Genomic DNA, 13,061 nt, shown 5'->3' with positions numbered 1-13,061 from the left:
TCGTCCCGCATGGATTTCATTCCTCCACGCACTATCATGTAGCGGGAGACTCGACGTGCTTTTCGAAGCAGACTTGGCCCCGACACTTCATTCGTACTCTGTAGCCTGAAAATCTCCATTCAATGTCGACGGAAGAGACGTCCCGTATTCGCCAACTCCCGACAGCGGTGATCAATAAGATCGCGGCGGGAGAGGTTATTGAGCGACCTGCCAGCGTTGTGAAGGAGATGCTGGAAAACTCCGTTGATGCGCTGTCGACTAAGATCGAAGTCGATATCGAAGAAGGGGGAGCAGAGCTGATACGCATCGTCGACAACGGGGAAGGAATTCACCCGGACGATGTGCTGCTGTCTGTCGCCAGCCATGCGACGAGTAAACTGGTTGACGCCGACGACCTGTTCAACGTCCAGACGATGGGGTTTCGTGGGGAAGCACTGGCTTCCATCTCCGAAGTGTCGCACTTTCGGCTGCGGACAAAGCAACGAGATCAGGCGATTGGAACTGAACTGGAAGTTCACGGCGGTGTCATTCAGCCGTTGCGGGCTTGCGGATGCCCCGATGGGACGCAGATCGAAATCCGGCAGCTGTTCTTCAATACTCCTGTACGGCGGAAGTTCCTGAAAACTCCGTCCACGGAATTTGCTCACATCTCGGAGCACTTTACTCGTATTGCAATCGCGTACCCAAACCTTCAGATGACTCTTCGCCACAACGGGAAGATCGTCCACGAGTTGCCGCCAACCCATCAGTTGATTGAACGCCTCGAACTTTTTTTCGGGAGTGAATTGGCACGTCAGCTGATCTCGGTGGAAGCCTCGCATGGAGGGGCCCGGATCTGGGGATTTGTCGGGCACCCGAGCCAAAATAAGGGGACTCGCAAAGGCCAGTACCTGTTTCTGAACGGACGCTGTATTCAGGATCGCTCGTTGCAACATGCCCTCGGAGAAGCTTACCGGGGACTGGTGATGGTGGGACGTTACCCGGTCGCATTCCTGTTTCTGGAGATCCCTCCTGATCAGGTCGACGTCAATGTTCATCCGACGAAAGCTGAAGTTCGTTTTCAGGACAGTCAGGTCCTCTATCGATTGCTCCTGTCGACACTGCGAAACAAGTTTCTGTCGATGGATCTCGATTCCAAACTTTCCATCGGTACGCCGGGGGGACCCGCGGGGCGATCCGCTGAGCAGGACGAGGCTCCTTTTCAGCAGCAGGAACTTGTCTCCTGGGTGGCTTCGTCATTGGATCAGCAGCACGAGAAGTCTTCTCCTGCTGCGAGGCTCCCGCTGCAGGAGCATATTCCACCGTTTGCGAAGTACCCGGAGCTATCGCGGCCAATTGCCGAGTCCGGTAGCGACGCGGAATTCACGCCGTTTGCGATCAAGCCAGAGTTGGCAGAACGACTTCCCGCTCCGCCTCCTGTGACGCATGTTGAAACGATCGAAGCACAGTCAAAGCCTGCATCTGCAGCAGCGGAAGTCCGTGCGATGCAAGTTCATGATTGCTATCTGGTCGTCGAAACAACCGAAGGCATTACGGTGATCGACCAACATGCGCTCCACGAGCGGATCATGTATGAGCAATTGAGGAAGAGAGTCTTGTCAGGCGGCATTGAGGTCCAGCGACTGCTGATTCCGTTGCTCGTGGAGCTTTCGACTCGAGAAGTCGGAATTTTAATGGATCAGATTGATGTTCTTTCAGAACTGGGGATCCAACTTCAGGAGTTCGGTGGTAATACCGTAGCACTCTGCGGGTACCCGACGCTGTTGGCGAAAGCAGATCCCGCGGGGCTGCTGAAATCGGTTGTGGAATTGATCGAAACCAGCAGTCGACGTATTGAGCGGAGAGACCTCATCGACAGTCTACTTCACATGATGTCCTGCAAGGCAGCGATCAAGGCGGGGCAGCGGTTATCGATTGAAGAGATGGAAGCGCTCTTGGCACAACGTCATCTCTGTGATGACGCCCACCATTGTCCGCACGGACGGCCGACTGCATTGAAGCTCAGTCGCGATGAACTTGATCGCCAGTTTGGTCGACTGGGGTCATAGCCGCTACGGAAGACGGGGCCGCTGAGGTTTCAGGTCTTTGACCGGTCAAGCTGGATCAACCGTTCGATCGCGGTAGTGACACGTGACTTTTCTTCAGTATCTGTAAAGATCGCAGAAGCTCCCAGTTCTCTGGCCAACCATTCCCATTCGCCCGCAACGGACTCCATCAGACAAACAACGTGAAGATGAGGAGCGAGTGTGAGAATTTGACGAACGAGATCGAGACTCGCATCTGTCGCTGGTACAACGAGGATGACGATCTTCGCGTTCGATAGTTCTTCGAATAGTTCTTTCTGATACGGACGCCAGCGGAACGAGACCTGATCCAGCTTCGCGAGAGAGCGTTCGAGTTCTGCGGTCCAGAAAGATTTGTGTTCGTGTACCAGGATCTGCATCATCCCCACCTACCACCAAATTTCATTGCGTCTGATCGAGATTGAGCAAGCGAAATTCTCCAGTGTTTTTGGCTTGGAAGTATTCTCCCGTATCCACATTCAGGCAGGTGAGCCAGCCATCTCCGCAGGCCCAGGTGTCAATGCAAACCGCATGGCCGACATTCGCGGGAAGCCCAGATTTTTGTGCTGTATGTCCGCAAATAATCGTTTTACCAGAACGATGCGGACGAATGCCGTTGAATCTTGTCCAGTACAAAGAATCTGGGATTTGCTCAGCGAGTGAAAACTGCGGTTCGACGCTGGCGTGCACGAAAATGTGAGTCTCTGATTCGTAGTAAGGGAGGAGCTGCGATTCAATGAATTGCAGATGGGATTGCGGAATTTCCTCAGGGACTCCACGCTCGCCTTCCGCTGCGTAGGAATCGAGTGCTTCTTTCCCCCCGTACTGCAACCACAGCCCCATCGGCATGCGACCGAAAATGGCGTCGAGCATCATGATTTCATGATTGCCGCGCAGAGGAATGCACTTTCCTGTCGCCGTTCGCTCCATCACCCAATCCAGCACTTGCCGAGACTGAGGCCCACGATCCACATAGTCCCCTAGCGTTATGACCGTATCGTCAGAAGTCATCGGGACACGTTCAACGAGCGTCAGGAGTGCAGTGCCGCACCCGTGAATATCACCAATCGCAAAAAGACTCATGTCCGGATCATAACCCAAAGCATCAATAGGCAGAAAGTGGTTACCGATAAATTACCAGCCATATTGCCCCGGTTCGAAGGGATCTGTGATCACCATAAAATCGTCGGCGGTCTGATTCTCTGTCAGTGTGAGGCAGGCGACTCCAAGCGAGAAAGCACGATCATCATGGTGTTGTCGACTCGACTGGTGATCGATTCGTAATCGCCCGTTGCTCGATTGCTTGAGGATGAGAGAGGCGAGTTCCGTTTCGAGATCGTCGCGATGTGGCGATGCAATCATTCCACACCCCGGATACCAGTGAATTCGTTGGTGGATCACGAATTGCCGAAGCGTCACTGCCAGTCGATGGTTTCCTTCTCCCCCAGCAAATCGGAATCGTTGGATGGGGTAACGATTCTCGAGTTTCTGAATTGTTCCGACAAGCTGAAACTCGTCGACGACGTAACGGACTCTGCCAAATTGCCTGGAAGTTTCTTCAATCCAGTTTTCAACCCATGAGATCTGTGTTGGAGTGTCTGGTCCCGGAACGACGACATCCATGCGGTCGACGATGACCACGTCTCCTTCGAGATGACAGATGCAACCGACGGTGTAGTCATGCTTTTCGGCGTAGTCGATCGCAGCTACGTACTGATGATGAGCACTACCGGAAGATTGCATGCGCAGCCCATCGCGACGGCAGGCTTCGACTTCCTGCAGGGTCAGGAAATTCCCTTCCGCTTGCTGCCAGATGTTTAACCAGAGTCTCTCGTAGACTGACTGCGGAAGCATCGCACGTTGCTCAGCGAGAATGTCGTCGCTGATCCACGGTGCCTGGGGGCCTTCCAAGGAACTGAAGTTCCATCGACGATCCGTTCTTGCTCGTTCCCGGACATCCCATTGCCATCCTCGTCCGACCCCTGCATTGGTGAGGATCGAGAGGATGCACTTCGGCTTCTTGGCGGCTGATGAGAAGAGCGAGTGCCAAAGCTCCGGCTTCGACCAATGGCTCAGTTCGTCACAAACGATAAAATCTGGAAGCGCCCCGAAGGAGCCGCTGACATCCGAGGCGATCACATCAAGTCGACTCCCCGTTTGCTGATTTCGGATCTGATGTTCAACGAAGCGAATCGATTCGAACAGACACTGGTTGCACTTTGCCAACCGGTGAATGGCATCGTGAAGGAAATGAGCCTGTTCCCGATCTGCAGCTGCTGCGATCCCAATGACCGGTTGACGGGCCGCGATCAGGATCCACGCAATCTGCACAGCCATGTCCGAAGTTTTGGAATGTCCGCGGGGGCGTTCCACATAGGAGCGGCGAAGAGGAGCCCCCTGGGGCTGGGCCGATCTTCCTGCGAGGTCTTGCCAGCCCGGGTCTAACGCCCTGAGATCTTTCAGTTGCCACGGTTCAATGACGTCCGCGAGGCGAACCACTTCGTCTCCGGGAAGTTTGAGCAGATTCCGGAATGTCTCGGGATGTTCGAGAGCCTTCTTCCGAAGAATCCTGTGTTGCGAGCTGAGCAAGTAGGAGAGGTGCTTCCTTGCGGAACTGTTCAATGAGTTCATCGTCCGTGATTTCGTCGGCGAGTGTTGTGGGGGAATGACTTTCAGATGGCCATTCTGGAGGCGGCTTATTTTTCAGATAGAACGTCTGGGCTGAGACGCTCCCTTCCATCGCAGATCGGTACAGTGCGGCTGCTACATTCTGGCTCAGCAATTCGTTGACGCGTTCCCAGAGTCCGCGGAACTGGCTGTTGGCCTCCAGAGATTGAGCCACCGTCACGAGTGAGAGGCCAAGCTGCTGACAGGCAACCGCGGGCGAGGCTCCACGTGTGAGCAGATGCAGGTAGGAGGACTGTCGCGCCGCGTCGAACTCGCGATGGCACCCATCGAGTGCAAAGAGTGTCGACGCATCTTCAGCCTGGCTGTCCGGCATTTTCGAAGTTCGAGCTTCCGATTTGTTTTCGGTTGTCGAAGATGTAGTAGACCGGGTTTGCAAACCGGCTTTTTTCGTAGGTCTCTTTTGTGAGGAAGCCAGCTTTTTTGCCATGTTTCTGCTGCCTGCGATAGATCATTGAATGCGATTCACGCGAACGAACACTGGCCGCCGACGAACCGATGCGAAGGAAACCGGCTCTCTCGAAAAACGGGTTGATGTGTCCCATCTGTGCGAGAGTTTCAATCCAGGGATACGGGCTGAGCTCACAGCACCGACGGATAAATCGATGAGCGATTCCGGCTCCGCGATAGGTTGGATGGAGGACCACTCGAGAGAGGGAGATCAGCTGTCGGTTGAGCGTGCGAAGCGTCGTCCTGTCCCATTTTCCACTCCTTCCGAAAAAGCGATTCCGCTGAGCGAGCGTTTTCGGAGGAGCGACAAACACACAAATTCCGATGGGCTCCGTTGCATCCCAAAGAAGGTACATCTTTCGAATCAGTCCCAGATGGTGGCTCCGATAATGCCACCGAGAGAAGTACGACCAATCGGACTTGGACGCGGTGGAAATCCACATCCCTTTTGTGAGACCACATTCTTTTTTTTTAAGGTGTCGTCATTACTTTCACCAGGTTCAGAAACGTGTTCATGTCCCCCTGACAGGTGACATCTCAGGTGAAAGTCGGCAGAGAGATCGTTGGCCACGTCCTCATGGGTAGTTGCCAGCAGAAATCCGGTTCCAGTCCGCGTTGCAATCTTCCGTAAGTTAAACGCGAGTAAGCGTGCAAGTTGACGATCAAGCGTCGCAGCGAATTCGTCAGCAACAACCCAGTCGGGTTTCTGCGAAAGGGCAAACGCAATTCGGAATCGATAACGTTGACCATCGGAAAGTTCTTCAGGAGTGCGTAGCATCAACTGAGCTTCCGCCAGGCCGCAACTCGCAAGAAGTTGCAGACATTCATCCAGCGGAAGATTCATCAGATCGACCAGCGTCTGGCTCTTCCAACTCAATTGATCGAGATCGATGACGGTCCTTCCTTCCTGTCGTAGAAGGGCCGCAGCTTGCCGCATCATCGATGACTTTCCAGATCCGCTTTCCCCCGTGAAAAGCACCAGCTGACCATTCTGAATCGGAATTTCGACATTCGCGGCGACGACATGCTCACCCTGCTCGAAGGTGACTCCGAAATGGTCCATCACTTGTGAAGACCGCACTGATGCGGTGTGAGGCAAAAAACGATGCGACACATGAATTCTCAACGGTTATTCCTTCGTTGCGATCGTGGGGAAAAGGGAAGTTAGAAAAGTGGCGACCCAATGTGCCCGTCATCAGCGGCGGAGGTGCAGGCGCGTTGCAGGGAAGTCTGCAAGGACGGCATTCAGGCGTTCTTCGATCTCTTCCCAGTCACTCTCGTCGATTTCCAGCGTGACATGAATGCCTTTGGATTCCGGCGGAATTTCTGAATTGTCCAAGGAATTGAAAGAGTCCTCTGGCCTCAACACCAGATCCTTCAACTGCTGAGCGTCGAAGCCTGTCAGTGTTGCATCAAAGTCTGGGAGTTCCTGCAATTCGGAGATCAGGTTCACGAGTTGATCGGCTTCCCATTCGCTTCCCACGGAGGCGTTGTTCAGAGTGACATTCAGCGCCTTTTCACGTTCCAGAGGAAGGTCGACCACAACGCAGTCAATTTCAGTATCACCCCGATGCTTGAGGATCTGAAGGCGTTGATGACCACCGACGACGTTTCCTGTTCGCGAGTTCCAGATGATTGGCTGAACCAGATCAAATTCTTCGAGTGAGCGGGCGAGCTTATTCCAGCGAGCATCCCCGGGCTTGAGTTTCACACGAGGGTTATAGGGAGCGGGATTCAACAGATCGATGGAGAGCTTTTTCAGATTCATACAGAGTTTTCCAAGGAATGTTGGATGAGATGATTGCTGGATCGATAGATCTGGAAATTAGCTCGCCTGATGGAAAAGGCGGGGAGCGTGCTCCAAAAGGGCGGATGTTGATTCCGAACCGTCGTCCCCAACGAACGCGTCAGATTCAAGTTCCCAATGCAACTCATCGTCGAGCTCGAGAAACTCTGGAGACGCTTGGAACTCTTCGCGAAGCTGCTGTTTGATCCGGGCCAGACACCGCGTGATATGCCCCTTGGGATGCCCAAACACATTCCCAATACGGTCGAGCGGCCAACCGGCATTTTCTCGAAGGGCCAGCATCGCGAGGTATTTCCACTTCAGACTATCTTCACCAGCAAAATGTTCGTGGATGATCTGCCAGAATTGATCAGGACCAGAGCGAGGGAGGTGAATCTTGGTTCCGTTTGAGCGTGTCACAGACATCATTGCTCCTTTAGTTGATCATGCAGGGCAGGGCGGGCCGACATCCGACACGGTCCCAGTTGCGCGAGAGCAAAGCCTGAATCTGGTAAATGACCATGTGGAAGATGATTTCTGCAAAAAAATTGGACTTTCTCCGTGAATTTTTGCGGAGTTCCAGATGACCCCACTGATCGCCTGGCTGCTGACTTTGCGCAGGCCTTTGTCGATGCCACAATGAACGTCCGCCTGATGCCCGCCTCGTCCTTCATATTTGAAATACCCCAGCATGGATTTCGATCGGCCTGAAACCTACGACCGGACTCGATTGCAGGACCGCCAACTGACCATGCTCAACGGTCTGCTTCAAGCTGTCCGCTCAAGCAATCCGTTCTGGGAAAAGCGGCTCAGCGAGTACGGCATCCCATCGGCACCGCTGACATCAGTCAATCAGCTGCAGGATTTCCCGCTGCTTTCAAAAAGTGATGTCGTTGACGATCAGCTTCAGTATCCTCCATACGGGACGAACCTGACTTACCCGGTTTCTTCTTATGCACGCATTCATCAGTCGTCTGGAACAACCGGAAAGCCACTCCGATGGCTGGACACGCCTGCCAGTTGGAACTGGGTCATGGAATGCTGGGAGCAGATGTATCGTCTCATCGGGATTCGTCCCGAGGACATCTTCGCGTTTCCTTTTTCGTTCGGGCCGTTCATCGGATTCTGGGGAGCCTGTGGCGGGGCGCAGCGGATCGGCAACCTCACGCTCACAATGGGGGGGATGAGCACCGAATCACGCCTGCAGATGATGAGAGACTTGAGCGCGACAATCATTTGCTGCACTCCAACCTATGCGCTGCGCATGGCAGATGTCGCTCGTGCAGAAGGGATTGATCTGGCCAACAGCGCTGCCAGAATTCTGTTGCTCGCCGGGGAACCGGGAGCCGCAGTCCCCGCTGTGCGGAGTCGCATTGAACAGGATTGGGGAGCGCGCGTCATCGATCAATGGGGAATGACCGACATTGGCTGTCTGGGGATCGAAGCGATCGATACCCCCCGGGAACTGACGATTCTCGAATCGCAATGCATCGCTGAAATCGTCGATCAGGAGACACTGAGGCCAGTTTCATCCGGAGAACTGGGCGAACTGGTCATTACCAATGTCGGACGCTGGGGACAGCCGGTGATTCGCTACCGCACGGGTGATCTGGTACGGGCAGCGACGACGCCTGCTCCATCTGGAAATTCCATGCTGCGACTCGACGGCGGAATTCTCGGTCGGACAGACGACATGGTCACCATTCGGGGAAATAATGTCTTCCCCTCAACGATCGATGCAATCCTGCGAGAGTTTCAGGACGTGGCAGAGTACCGAGCGACAGTCATCACCAAACACTCGATGCCGCATCTGAAGATTGAAATCGAATCGTCCAACACCGTTTCAGAGAACGGGGACGAGCTGAATCGGCTCATCCAGAAAATAGAGCGACTGATCAAAGTTCGCCTGAACTTTCACGCGGAAATCGTGTCGGTTTGCAACCTCCCTCGCTTTGAACTCAAAGGACGCAGGTTCTTCCGAGAGTCCTGAAGTCGGGCGTTGACACCGGTTCACAGCGTCTTTGACATGTTTGCTGCCAGACGGGCGAGTGCGGGACTGACGTCATCAGGCTGCAAGTGGACATTCAGGATGCTAAAGGCCTCAGTGTTCTGGAGTGCTTTTCGAATTCCCTTTTGAAACTCGCCAAAGGTTCGGATTTCGAAACCGGATCCCGCACCAAGCAATTCTGGCATCCGGTGATAATTCCAATTCAGAATGTTGTTGAATGGGCCTTCTTGAAGGAATCGCTCTGTCGTGTACCCCTTGTTGTTCAGGACGATCACGATCGGGTTAAAGCCATTGCGGACGACGCTGGAAAGCTCCATGCAGGTCATCTGAAAAGCGCCATCACCCACAAGCACAACTGGTCTGAGACGTGGGTTCGCGACTTGCACCCCCAACGAGGCGGGAATCGCAAATCCCATCGACGTGTAATAGGCGGGGCTTAAAAACTCGGTGCGACGATGGATCGTCAAATCCGAGGCGGCAAAGAGCGAATCGCCGACATCCGCCACGACGACCATGTCTTCACCAAGGAATTCATCAATTGAGTCGAACATGCTGGCAATTGTAATGGGAGCATCTGGCTGGTGTTCTCGCGTTTGCCGTGAAGCTCTCTTTGGAAACGGAGTCTTTGATTTTCTGAGCTTTTCAATTGCCAGCCCAGAAACGAAATCCTGAATGAGCACATCGTGGAAATGTGTGTGCCCGATCCTCAATTGCTCACTGGTTACATACACGCATCGACCTGGATCAAGCCGCGCAGTGTAAATTCCAAGATTGATATCCGTCATGAACGTGCCCAACAGAATGACGCAGTCACTCTCTTCGACGAACTTTGTTACGGACTCCCGACCCATCGCCCCTTCATACACACCAACATAAAGCGGATGTCGTTCGCTGACGGCCGACTTTCCCAGCAGTGTCGTGCACATCGGAATATTGTTCGTCTCTGCGAATTTGACGACCTCATCCTGAAGTCCAAACCTGTGAATTTCGACACCCGCAATGATGACAGGCGATTTTGCCTCTTGAACTCTTTCCCTCGCAGCGGACAACGCAGCCTGGAGTGCATCAGAATTACTCTGGGGCTCCAATGCGAGATTTTGATGATGAACCAATGCTTGCGCATGCACTCGGTCCCTTGGAATCTCAAGATACACCGGGCGTTTGTAACGCATCGCCGCTTCGAGGCATCGATCGATTTCGCGAAACGCAGTCAGGGGATCATCTAGCGAAGCACTGGCGACAGTGATCTTCTCAAAAATCTCTCGCTGGGTACTGAAATCTCGCACCTTGTGGTGGAGGAGCGGGTTGTTGACACGCTCGCGAATTCCGGGTGCTCCGCTGATGACAATGACCGGGGATTTCTCAGCGTATGCCCCTGCGATGGAATTGCATAAGCTCAGTCCGCCGACACAGTACGTCACACAGACAGCCCCCAGTCCGTGGATGCGGGCATACCCATCCGCAGCGTATCCAGCACAGTCTTCGCGCGTGCAGCCGATCACTCGAATCGAGCTCTCTTCCAGCATCCCGTAAAACTGGAGGACGAAGTCTCCGGGAATCCCGAAGATGTCTGTGAGCCCGTAATCTTGCAACCGCTGAATCAGGTAGCTGCCGATCGTTTGTGGCGGAATGGCGGGACTAACAACGCCATTTGACTTCAGCTGAGGAGAAATCTCCCGCTCTTCGGGGAGAGCAACTCGAACGTTTGTGCCAATCTTCTTCCGATTTGGCTTCGCCTCGCTGGATTTCGACGCTGCATGTTTTCGAACGGATTTCGATGGCATTACAGACTCCTGAAATCATTGAGTTCATGTTCTGATTCAGTCGCTTTCATTCACATTGACTGAATGATTCCATGAAATCAATGGGAGTCTGCTCAGGAAACGAGGAAACGTTCCAATGCGTTGCCCGGTCAGCTACTCAGCAAGTGCTGGCCAATAAATTTTTGCTTGAACCACTCCGCTCGCAGTTCTGAGATCGACCTGTGAATTCACTTCTGCGAACTGGGTTCGAATCATCCCAAGAGCGATTGACTGGTTTGTTCCGGGCAGCGTTGCAACGGAACTCAACTTACCAATTTCTTTTTCCCCCGAGAGAAGCACGTCACCAACTTGCGCCCCACCCGATTCAATCAGAAACCCTCGCAGTTCGCGGTTTGTATGCCCCATGGCATCCAGGCGGGCGATCGGCTCCTGACCCAGGTAGCATCCCTTCGTGAAACTGATGGCACGTTCGGTACGAGCAGCGACTTGCCCGAGATCGTCTGCGGAGATGTCGCGACCATACCAAGGGAAACCAGCGCCAATGCGCAGGCGTTCGAAGGTCGCATCGTCGCCGGCTTCAACGCCGACCTGTTTCAAGGACTTTTGAATAGCTTGAATCACGATGGAATCGCCGGAGACGAGCAGGGCAGTCGCAGGTAGGAGATCTGTTCTGGTGACAACGACCGAGCCAGAGGGCATGTCGACCTGTTGGCACTCTCCCAAGCTGCAACTTGATGTGATGCCCAGTACTTCGGCGAGGTTCTGTTCGCCTTGTTTTCCTGTGACGAGCAATAAGTCCAGTTCTGCACTTCGATCAACAATTTCGACAGGTGCGTCGAGGAGATATTTCTTGAGATGTGGAACAATTGTCCCTGCCGTGCCGGGGACCCCGAAGATTCTCAATGAACCATTGGGATTTGCCACAAGCAGATGCCCAAGAATGCGGCCTTTGATGTCGCAGACAAACGCTTCACACGTCTTCCCGATGTCCAGTTTGTTGATATCGTTTGTGGAGAAGTTATGCAGGAAAGATTTGGCACCTGTCCCCGACATCTCGAACTGTGTCCAGCCTTCGAGAGTAAACTGGAGAGACTCAGGTGACGACAACGTATTGGCCACAATCTTTTCCTTCCGATTACGTACAGTGAATCACCGCCGTGGCAGAGGGGAGATCAACCTCCGCAACAGAGACTTCACTTGAGGATTTGCATCACGGGAACCGGACGGGTTCCCTCAACCAGTCGTCGAACCAGGACTTCGCTGACTCTCCCGCGAAACCGCAGCTTGCCATCAATGACAACGACTGGTACAGACGTTTGATACCGTTCCAGCAACTCGACATCGTCAAGAATGTTGACTTCGGTGGCGATGGGTAACCACGGGCGATATCGCAATAACACGTCCATCGCCTCGTCACATAATGGGCAGTCAGGCTGAGTGTACACGATGACGGAATGAAACCGGACACCGGAGCGTTCTGGCTCCCACTCCGTTCGTCCGTAGCCGGCCGTCCAGAGCATTCTCATGCCACAGACGAGAAATGCTCCACTGCCGAGCCACCACATCGCAGAGTTCGAACGAACGAAGGACTGCAGACTCGAAGGAAGTCCATCCATCGCCGACGCGAAGCCTGCGACAATTCCCACCACGCCGATCAACATCAGAAACCGACCTGGCATGACGTTTGATGAGGTGGAGTTTTCGGCTGTCATGGACTCGCCTCCTGCGAACGCGATGAGCACACTTCCGATGGTAAGATCGCAGGAATTACAGCAGTTTTGGATGCGGTTCCTGCGATCTTCTTTCACATATGCGAGGACGAAACTGCTTCGAGACTTCAACTCTGGCAGCGACGAAATTCGGGATGGAACTTCCGCCACCGAACGTGATGTCGACTCTGCTGAGCGGCACGTCCTCTCTCTCGATCGAGACTAACGAGCGCTCGGCAATGGGCGGTCAGGATGTTCAACAATCACTGTTGTCCGGATCCCCCCGCGTGGTGTGAACGCTGCTTCGATCTTCATCCATCGTGGCTCAACAACCGCCACAAGGTCATCCAGAATGGTGTTCGTCACTCGTTCGTAAAAAGCACCATGATTGCGATAAGACTGCAAGTACATCTTCAAAGATTTCAGCTCGAAGCACTTGGCCTCTGCAATGTACGAAATCGTAAGAGTTCCATAATCCGGTTGACCGGTCATCGGGCAGAGCGAAGTGAACTCAGGACAAATCGTATCGATCACAAAATTCCGCTGAGGGAATGGATTCTCGAACGTTTCCAGCAGGTCGCGAGATGGTGCAGACAT

Annotated in this window: 15 protein-coding genes; 3 read left to right on the top strand and 12 right to left on the bottom strand. The window is 53.7% G+C overall.

Features of this window, described 5'->3' with window-relative positions; translation table 11 throughout:
* Positions 1–122 precede the first annotated feature (122 nt).
* Entirely contained in the window at positions 123–2,048 is a 1,926-nt protein-coding gene (gene mutL / locus SH668x_RS14165; protein ID WP_437185718.1) for a DNA mismatch repair endonuclease MutL, read from the top strand.
* 29 nt (positions 2,049–2,077) lie between these two features.
* Here mutL and SH668x_RS14160 read toward each other — a convergent pair whose 3' ends face one another.
* The 8 genes from SH668x_RS14160 to SH668x_RS14125 all read right to left on the bottom strand — a co-directional run bounded on the left by SH668x_RS14160 (position 2,078) and on the right by SH668x_RS14125 (position 7,404).
* Positions 2,078–2,446, bottom strand: a complete 369-nt coding sequence (locus SH668x_RS14160; protein ID WP_437185717.1) for a hypothetical protein — start codon at positions 2,444–2,446, stop codon at positions 2,078–2,080.
* Between the two features lie 19 nt (positions 2,447–2,465).
* Positions 2,466–3,146 (bottom strand): metallophosphoesterase family protein, encoded by a 681-nt coding sequence (locus tag SH668x_RS14155; RefSeq protein ID WP_437185716.1) that lies wholly within the window; start codon positions 3,144–3,146, stop codon positions 2,466–2,468.
* Between the two features lie 51 nt (positions 3,147–3,197).
* A complete protein-coding gene (locus tag SH668x_RS14150; protein WP_437185715.1) occupies positions 3,198–4,562 on the bottom strand; it encodes a terminase large subunit domain-containing protein in 1,365 nt (454 codons plus the stop codon).
* Positions 4,537–5,064, bottom strand: coding sequence for a hypothetical protein (locus SH668x_RS14145; RefSeq protein WP_437185714.1), 528 nt, complete (start codon positions 5,062–5,064; stop codon positions 4,537–4,539). Before SH668x_RS14145 ends, SH668x_RS14150 begins: the two co-directional genes overlap by 26 nt.
* Complete coding sequence (locus SH668x_RS14140) at positions 5,045–5,554, bottom strand: hypothetical protein (RefSeq protein ID WP_437185713.1); 510 nt, start codon at positions 5,552–5,554, stop codon at positions 5,045–5,047. Before SH668x_RS14140 ends, SH668x_RS14145 begins: the two co-directional genes overlap by 20 nt.
* Before the next feature lie 8 nt (positions 5,555–5,562).
* Entirely contained in the window at positions 5,563–6,312 is a 750-nt protein-coding gene (locus SH668x_RS14135) for an ATP-binding cassette domain-containing protein (RefSeq protein ID WP_437185712.1), read from the bottom strand.
* An 81-nt stretch (positions 6,313–6,393) separates the two neighbouring features.
* Positions 6,394–6,966 (bottom strand): ParB N-terminal domain-containing protein, encoded by a 573-nt coding sequence (locus SH668x_RS14130; RefSeq protein ID WP_437185711.1) that lies wholly within the window; start codon positions 6,964–6,966, stop codon positions 6,394–6,396.
* Between the two features lie 57 nt (positions 6,967–7,023).
* Complete coding sequence (locus SH668x_RS14125; RefSeq protein ID WP_437185710.1) at positions 7,024–7,404, bottom strand: hypothetical protein; 381 nt, start codon at positions 7,402–7,404, stop codon at positions 7,024–7,026.
* 271 nt (positions 7,405–7,675) lie between these two features.
* Between SH668x_RS14125 and SH668x_RS14120 the strand changes: the two genes are divergently transcribed.
* Positions 7,676–8,974 carry a phenylacetate--CoA ligase family protein gene (locus SH668x_RS14120; RefSeq protein ID WP_437185709.1) on the top strand — a complete coding sequence of 433 codons (1,299 nt, stop codon included), beginning with the start codon at positions 7,676–7,678 and terminating at the stop codon, positions 8,972–8,974.
* Positions 8,975–8,994: 20 nt separating this feature from the next.
* Here the strand turns inward: SH668x_RS14120 and SH668x_RS14115 are convergent, their stop codons facing one another.
* From SH668x_RS14115 to SH668x_RS14105, 3 genes are all read right to left on the bottom strand, one after another.
* Positions 8,995–10,776 carry an alpha-keto acid decarboxylase family protein gene (locus SH668x_RS14115; RefSeq protein ID WP_437185708.1) on the bottom strand — a complete coding sequence of 594 codons (1,782 nt, stop codon included), beginning with the start codon at positions 10,774–10,776 and terminating at the stop codon, positions 8,995–8,997.
* A 132-nt stretch (positions 10,777–10,908) separates the two neighbouring features.
* Positions 10,909–11,874, bottom strand: coding sequence for a CAF17-like 4Fe-4S cluster assembly/insertion protein YgfZ (ygfZ, locus tag SH668x_RS14110; RefSeq protein WP_437185707.1), 966 nt, complete (start codon positions 11,872–11,874; stop codon positions 10,909–10,911).
* Between the two features lie 74 nt (positions 11,875–11,948).
* Entirely contained in the window at positions 11,949–12,467 is a 519-nt protein-coding gene (locus SH668x_RS14105; protein WP_437185706.1) for a glutaredoxin family protein, read from the bottom strand.
* Between SH668x_RS14105 and SH668x_RS14100 the strand changes: the two genes are divergently transcribed.
* On the top strand, positions 12,466–12,690 hold the full coding sequence (locus SH668x_RS14100; protein ID WP_437185705.1) for a hypothetical protein: 225 nt from the start codon (positions 12,466–12,468) through the stop codon (positions 12,688–12,690). The genes SH668x_RS14105 and SH668x_RS14100 overlap by 2 nt on opposite strands.
* Here the strand turns inward: SH668x_RS14100 and queF are convergent.
* The gene (gene queF / locus SH668x_RS14095; protein ID WP_437185704.1) at positions 12,687–13,061 is read right to left on the bottom strand and encodes a preQ(1) synthase; all 375 of its coding nucleotides are present in this window, start codon (positions 13,059–13,061) and stop codon (positions 12,687–12,689) included. The genes SH668x_RS14100 and queF overlap by 4 nt on opposite strands.

This window comes from Planctomicrobium mucosum (assembly GCF_051466335.1).
Taxonomy (GTDB): domain Bacteria; phylum Planctomycetota; class Planctomycetia; order Planctomycetales; family Planctomycetaceae; genus Planctomicrobium.
Note: the sequence above shows the minus strand (reverse complement) of the source record. Positions and strands in the feature narration are given on the sequence as shown.

Bases quoted from the DNA above. Each gene is read 5' to 3' on its own strand.
- mutL (WP_437185718.1), top strand. From the start codon at position 123: ATGTCGACGGAAGAGACGTCCCGTATTCGCCAACTCCCGACAGCGGTG.
- SH668x_RS14160 (WP_437185717.1), bottom strand. From the start codon at position 2,446: ATGATGCAGATCCTGGTACACGAACACAAATCTTTCTGGACCGCAGAA.
- SH668x_RS14155 (WP_437185716.1), bottom strand. From the start codon at position 3,146: ATGAGTCTTTTTGCGATTGGTGATATTCACGGGTGCGGCACTGCACTC.
- SH668x_RS14145 (WP_437185714.1), bottom strand. From the start codon at position 5,064: ATGCCGGACAGCCAGGCTGAAGATGCGTCGACACTCTTTGCACTCGAT.
- SH668x_RS14140 (WP_437185713.1), bottom strand. From the start codon at position 5,554: ATGTACCTTCTTTGGGATGCAACGGAGCCCATCGGAATTTGTGTGTTT.
- SH668x_RS14130 (WP_437185711.1), bottom strand. From the start codon at position 6,966: ATGAATCTGAAAAAGCTCTCCATCGATCTGTTGAATCCCGCTCCCTAT.
- SH668x_RS14120 (WP_437185709.1), top strand. From the start codon at position 7,676: ATGGATTTCGATCGGCCTGAAACCTACGACCGGACTCGATTGCAGGAC.
- SH668x_RS14115 (WP_437185708.1), bottom strand. From the start codon at position 10,776: ATGCCATCGAAATCCGTTCGAAAACATGCAGCGTCGAAATCCAGCGAG.
- SH668x_RS14100 (WP_437185705.1), top strand. From the start codon at position 12,466: ATGGACTCGCCTCCTGCGAACGCGATGAGCACACTTCCGATGGTAAGA.
- SH668x_RS14105 (WP_437185706.1), bottom strand. From the start codon at position 12,467: ATGACAGCCGAAAACTCCACCTCATCAAACGTCATGCCAGGTCGGTTT.
- queF (WP_437185704.1), bottom strand. From the start codon at position 13,061: ATGTCTGCACCATCTCGCGACCTGCTGGAAACGTTCGAGAATCCATTC.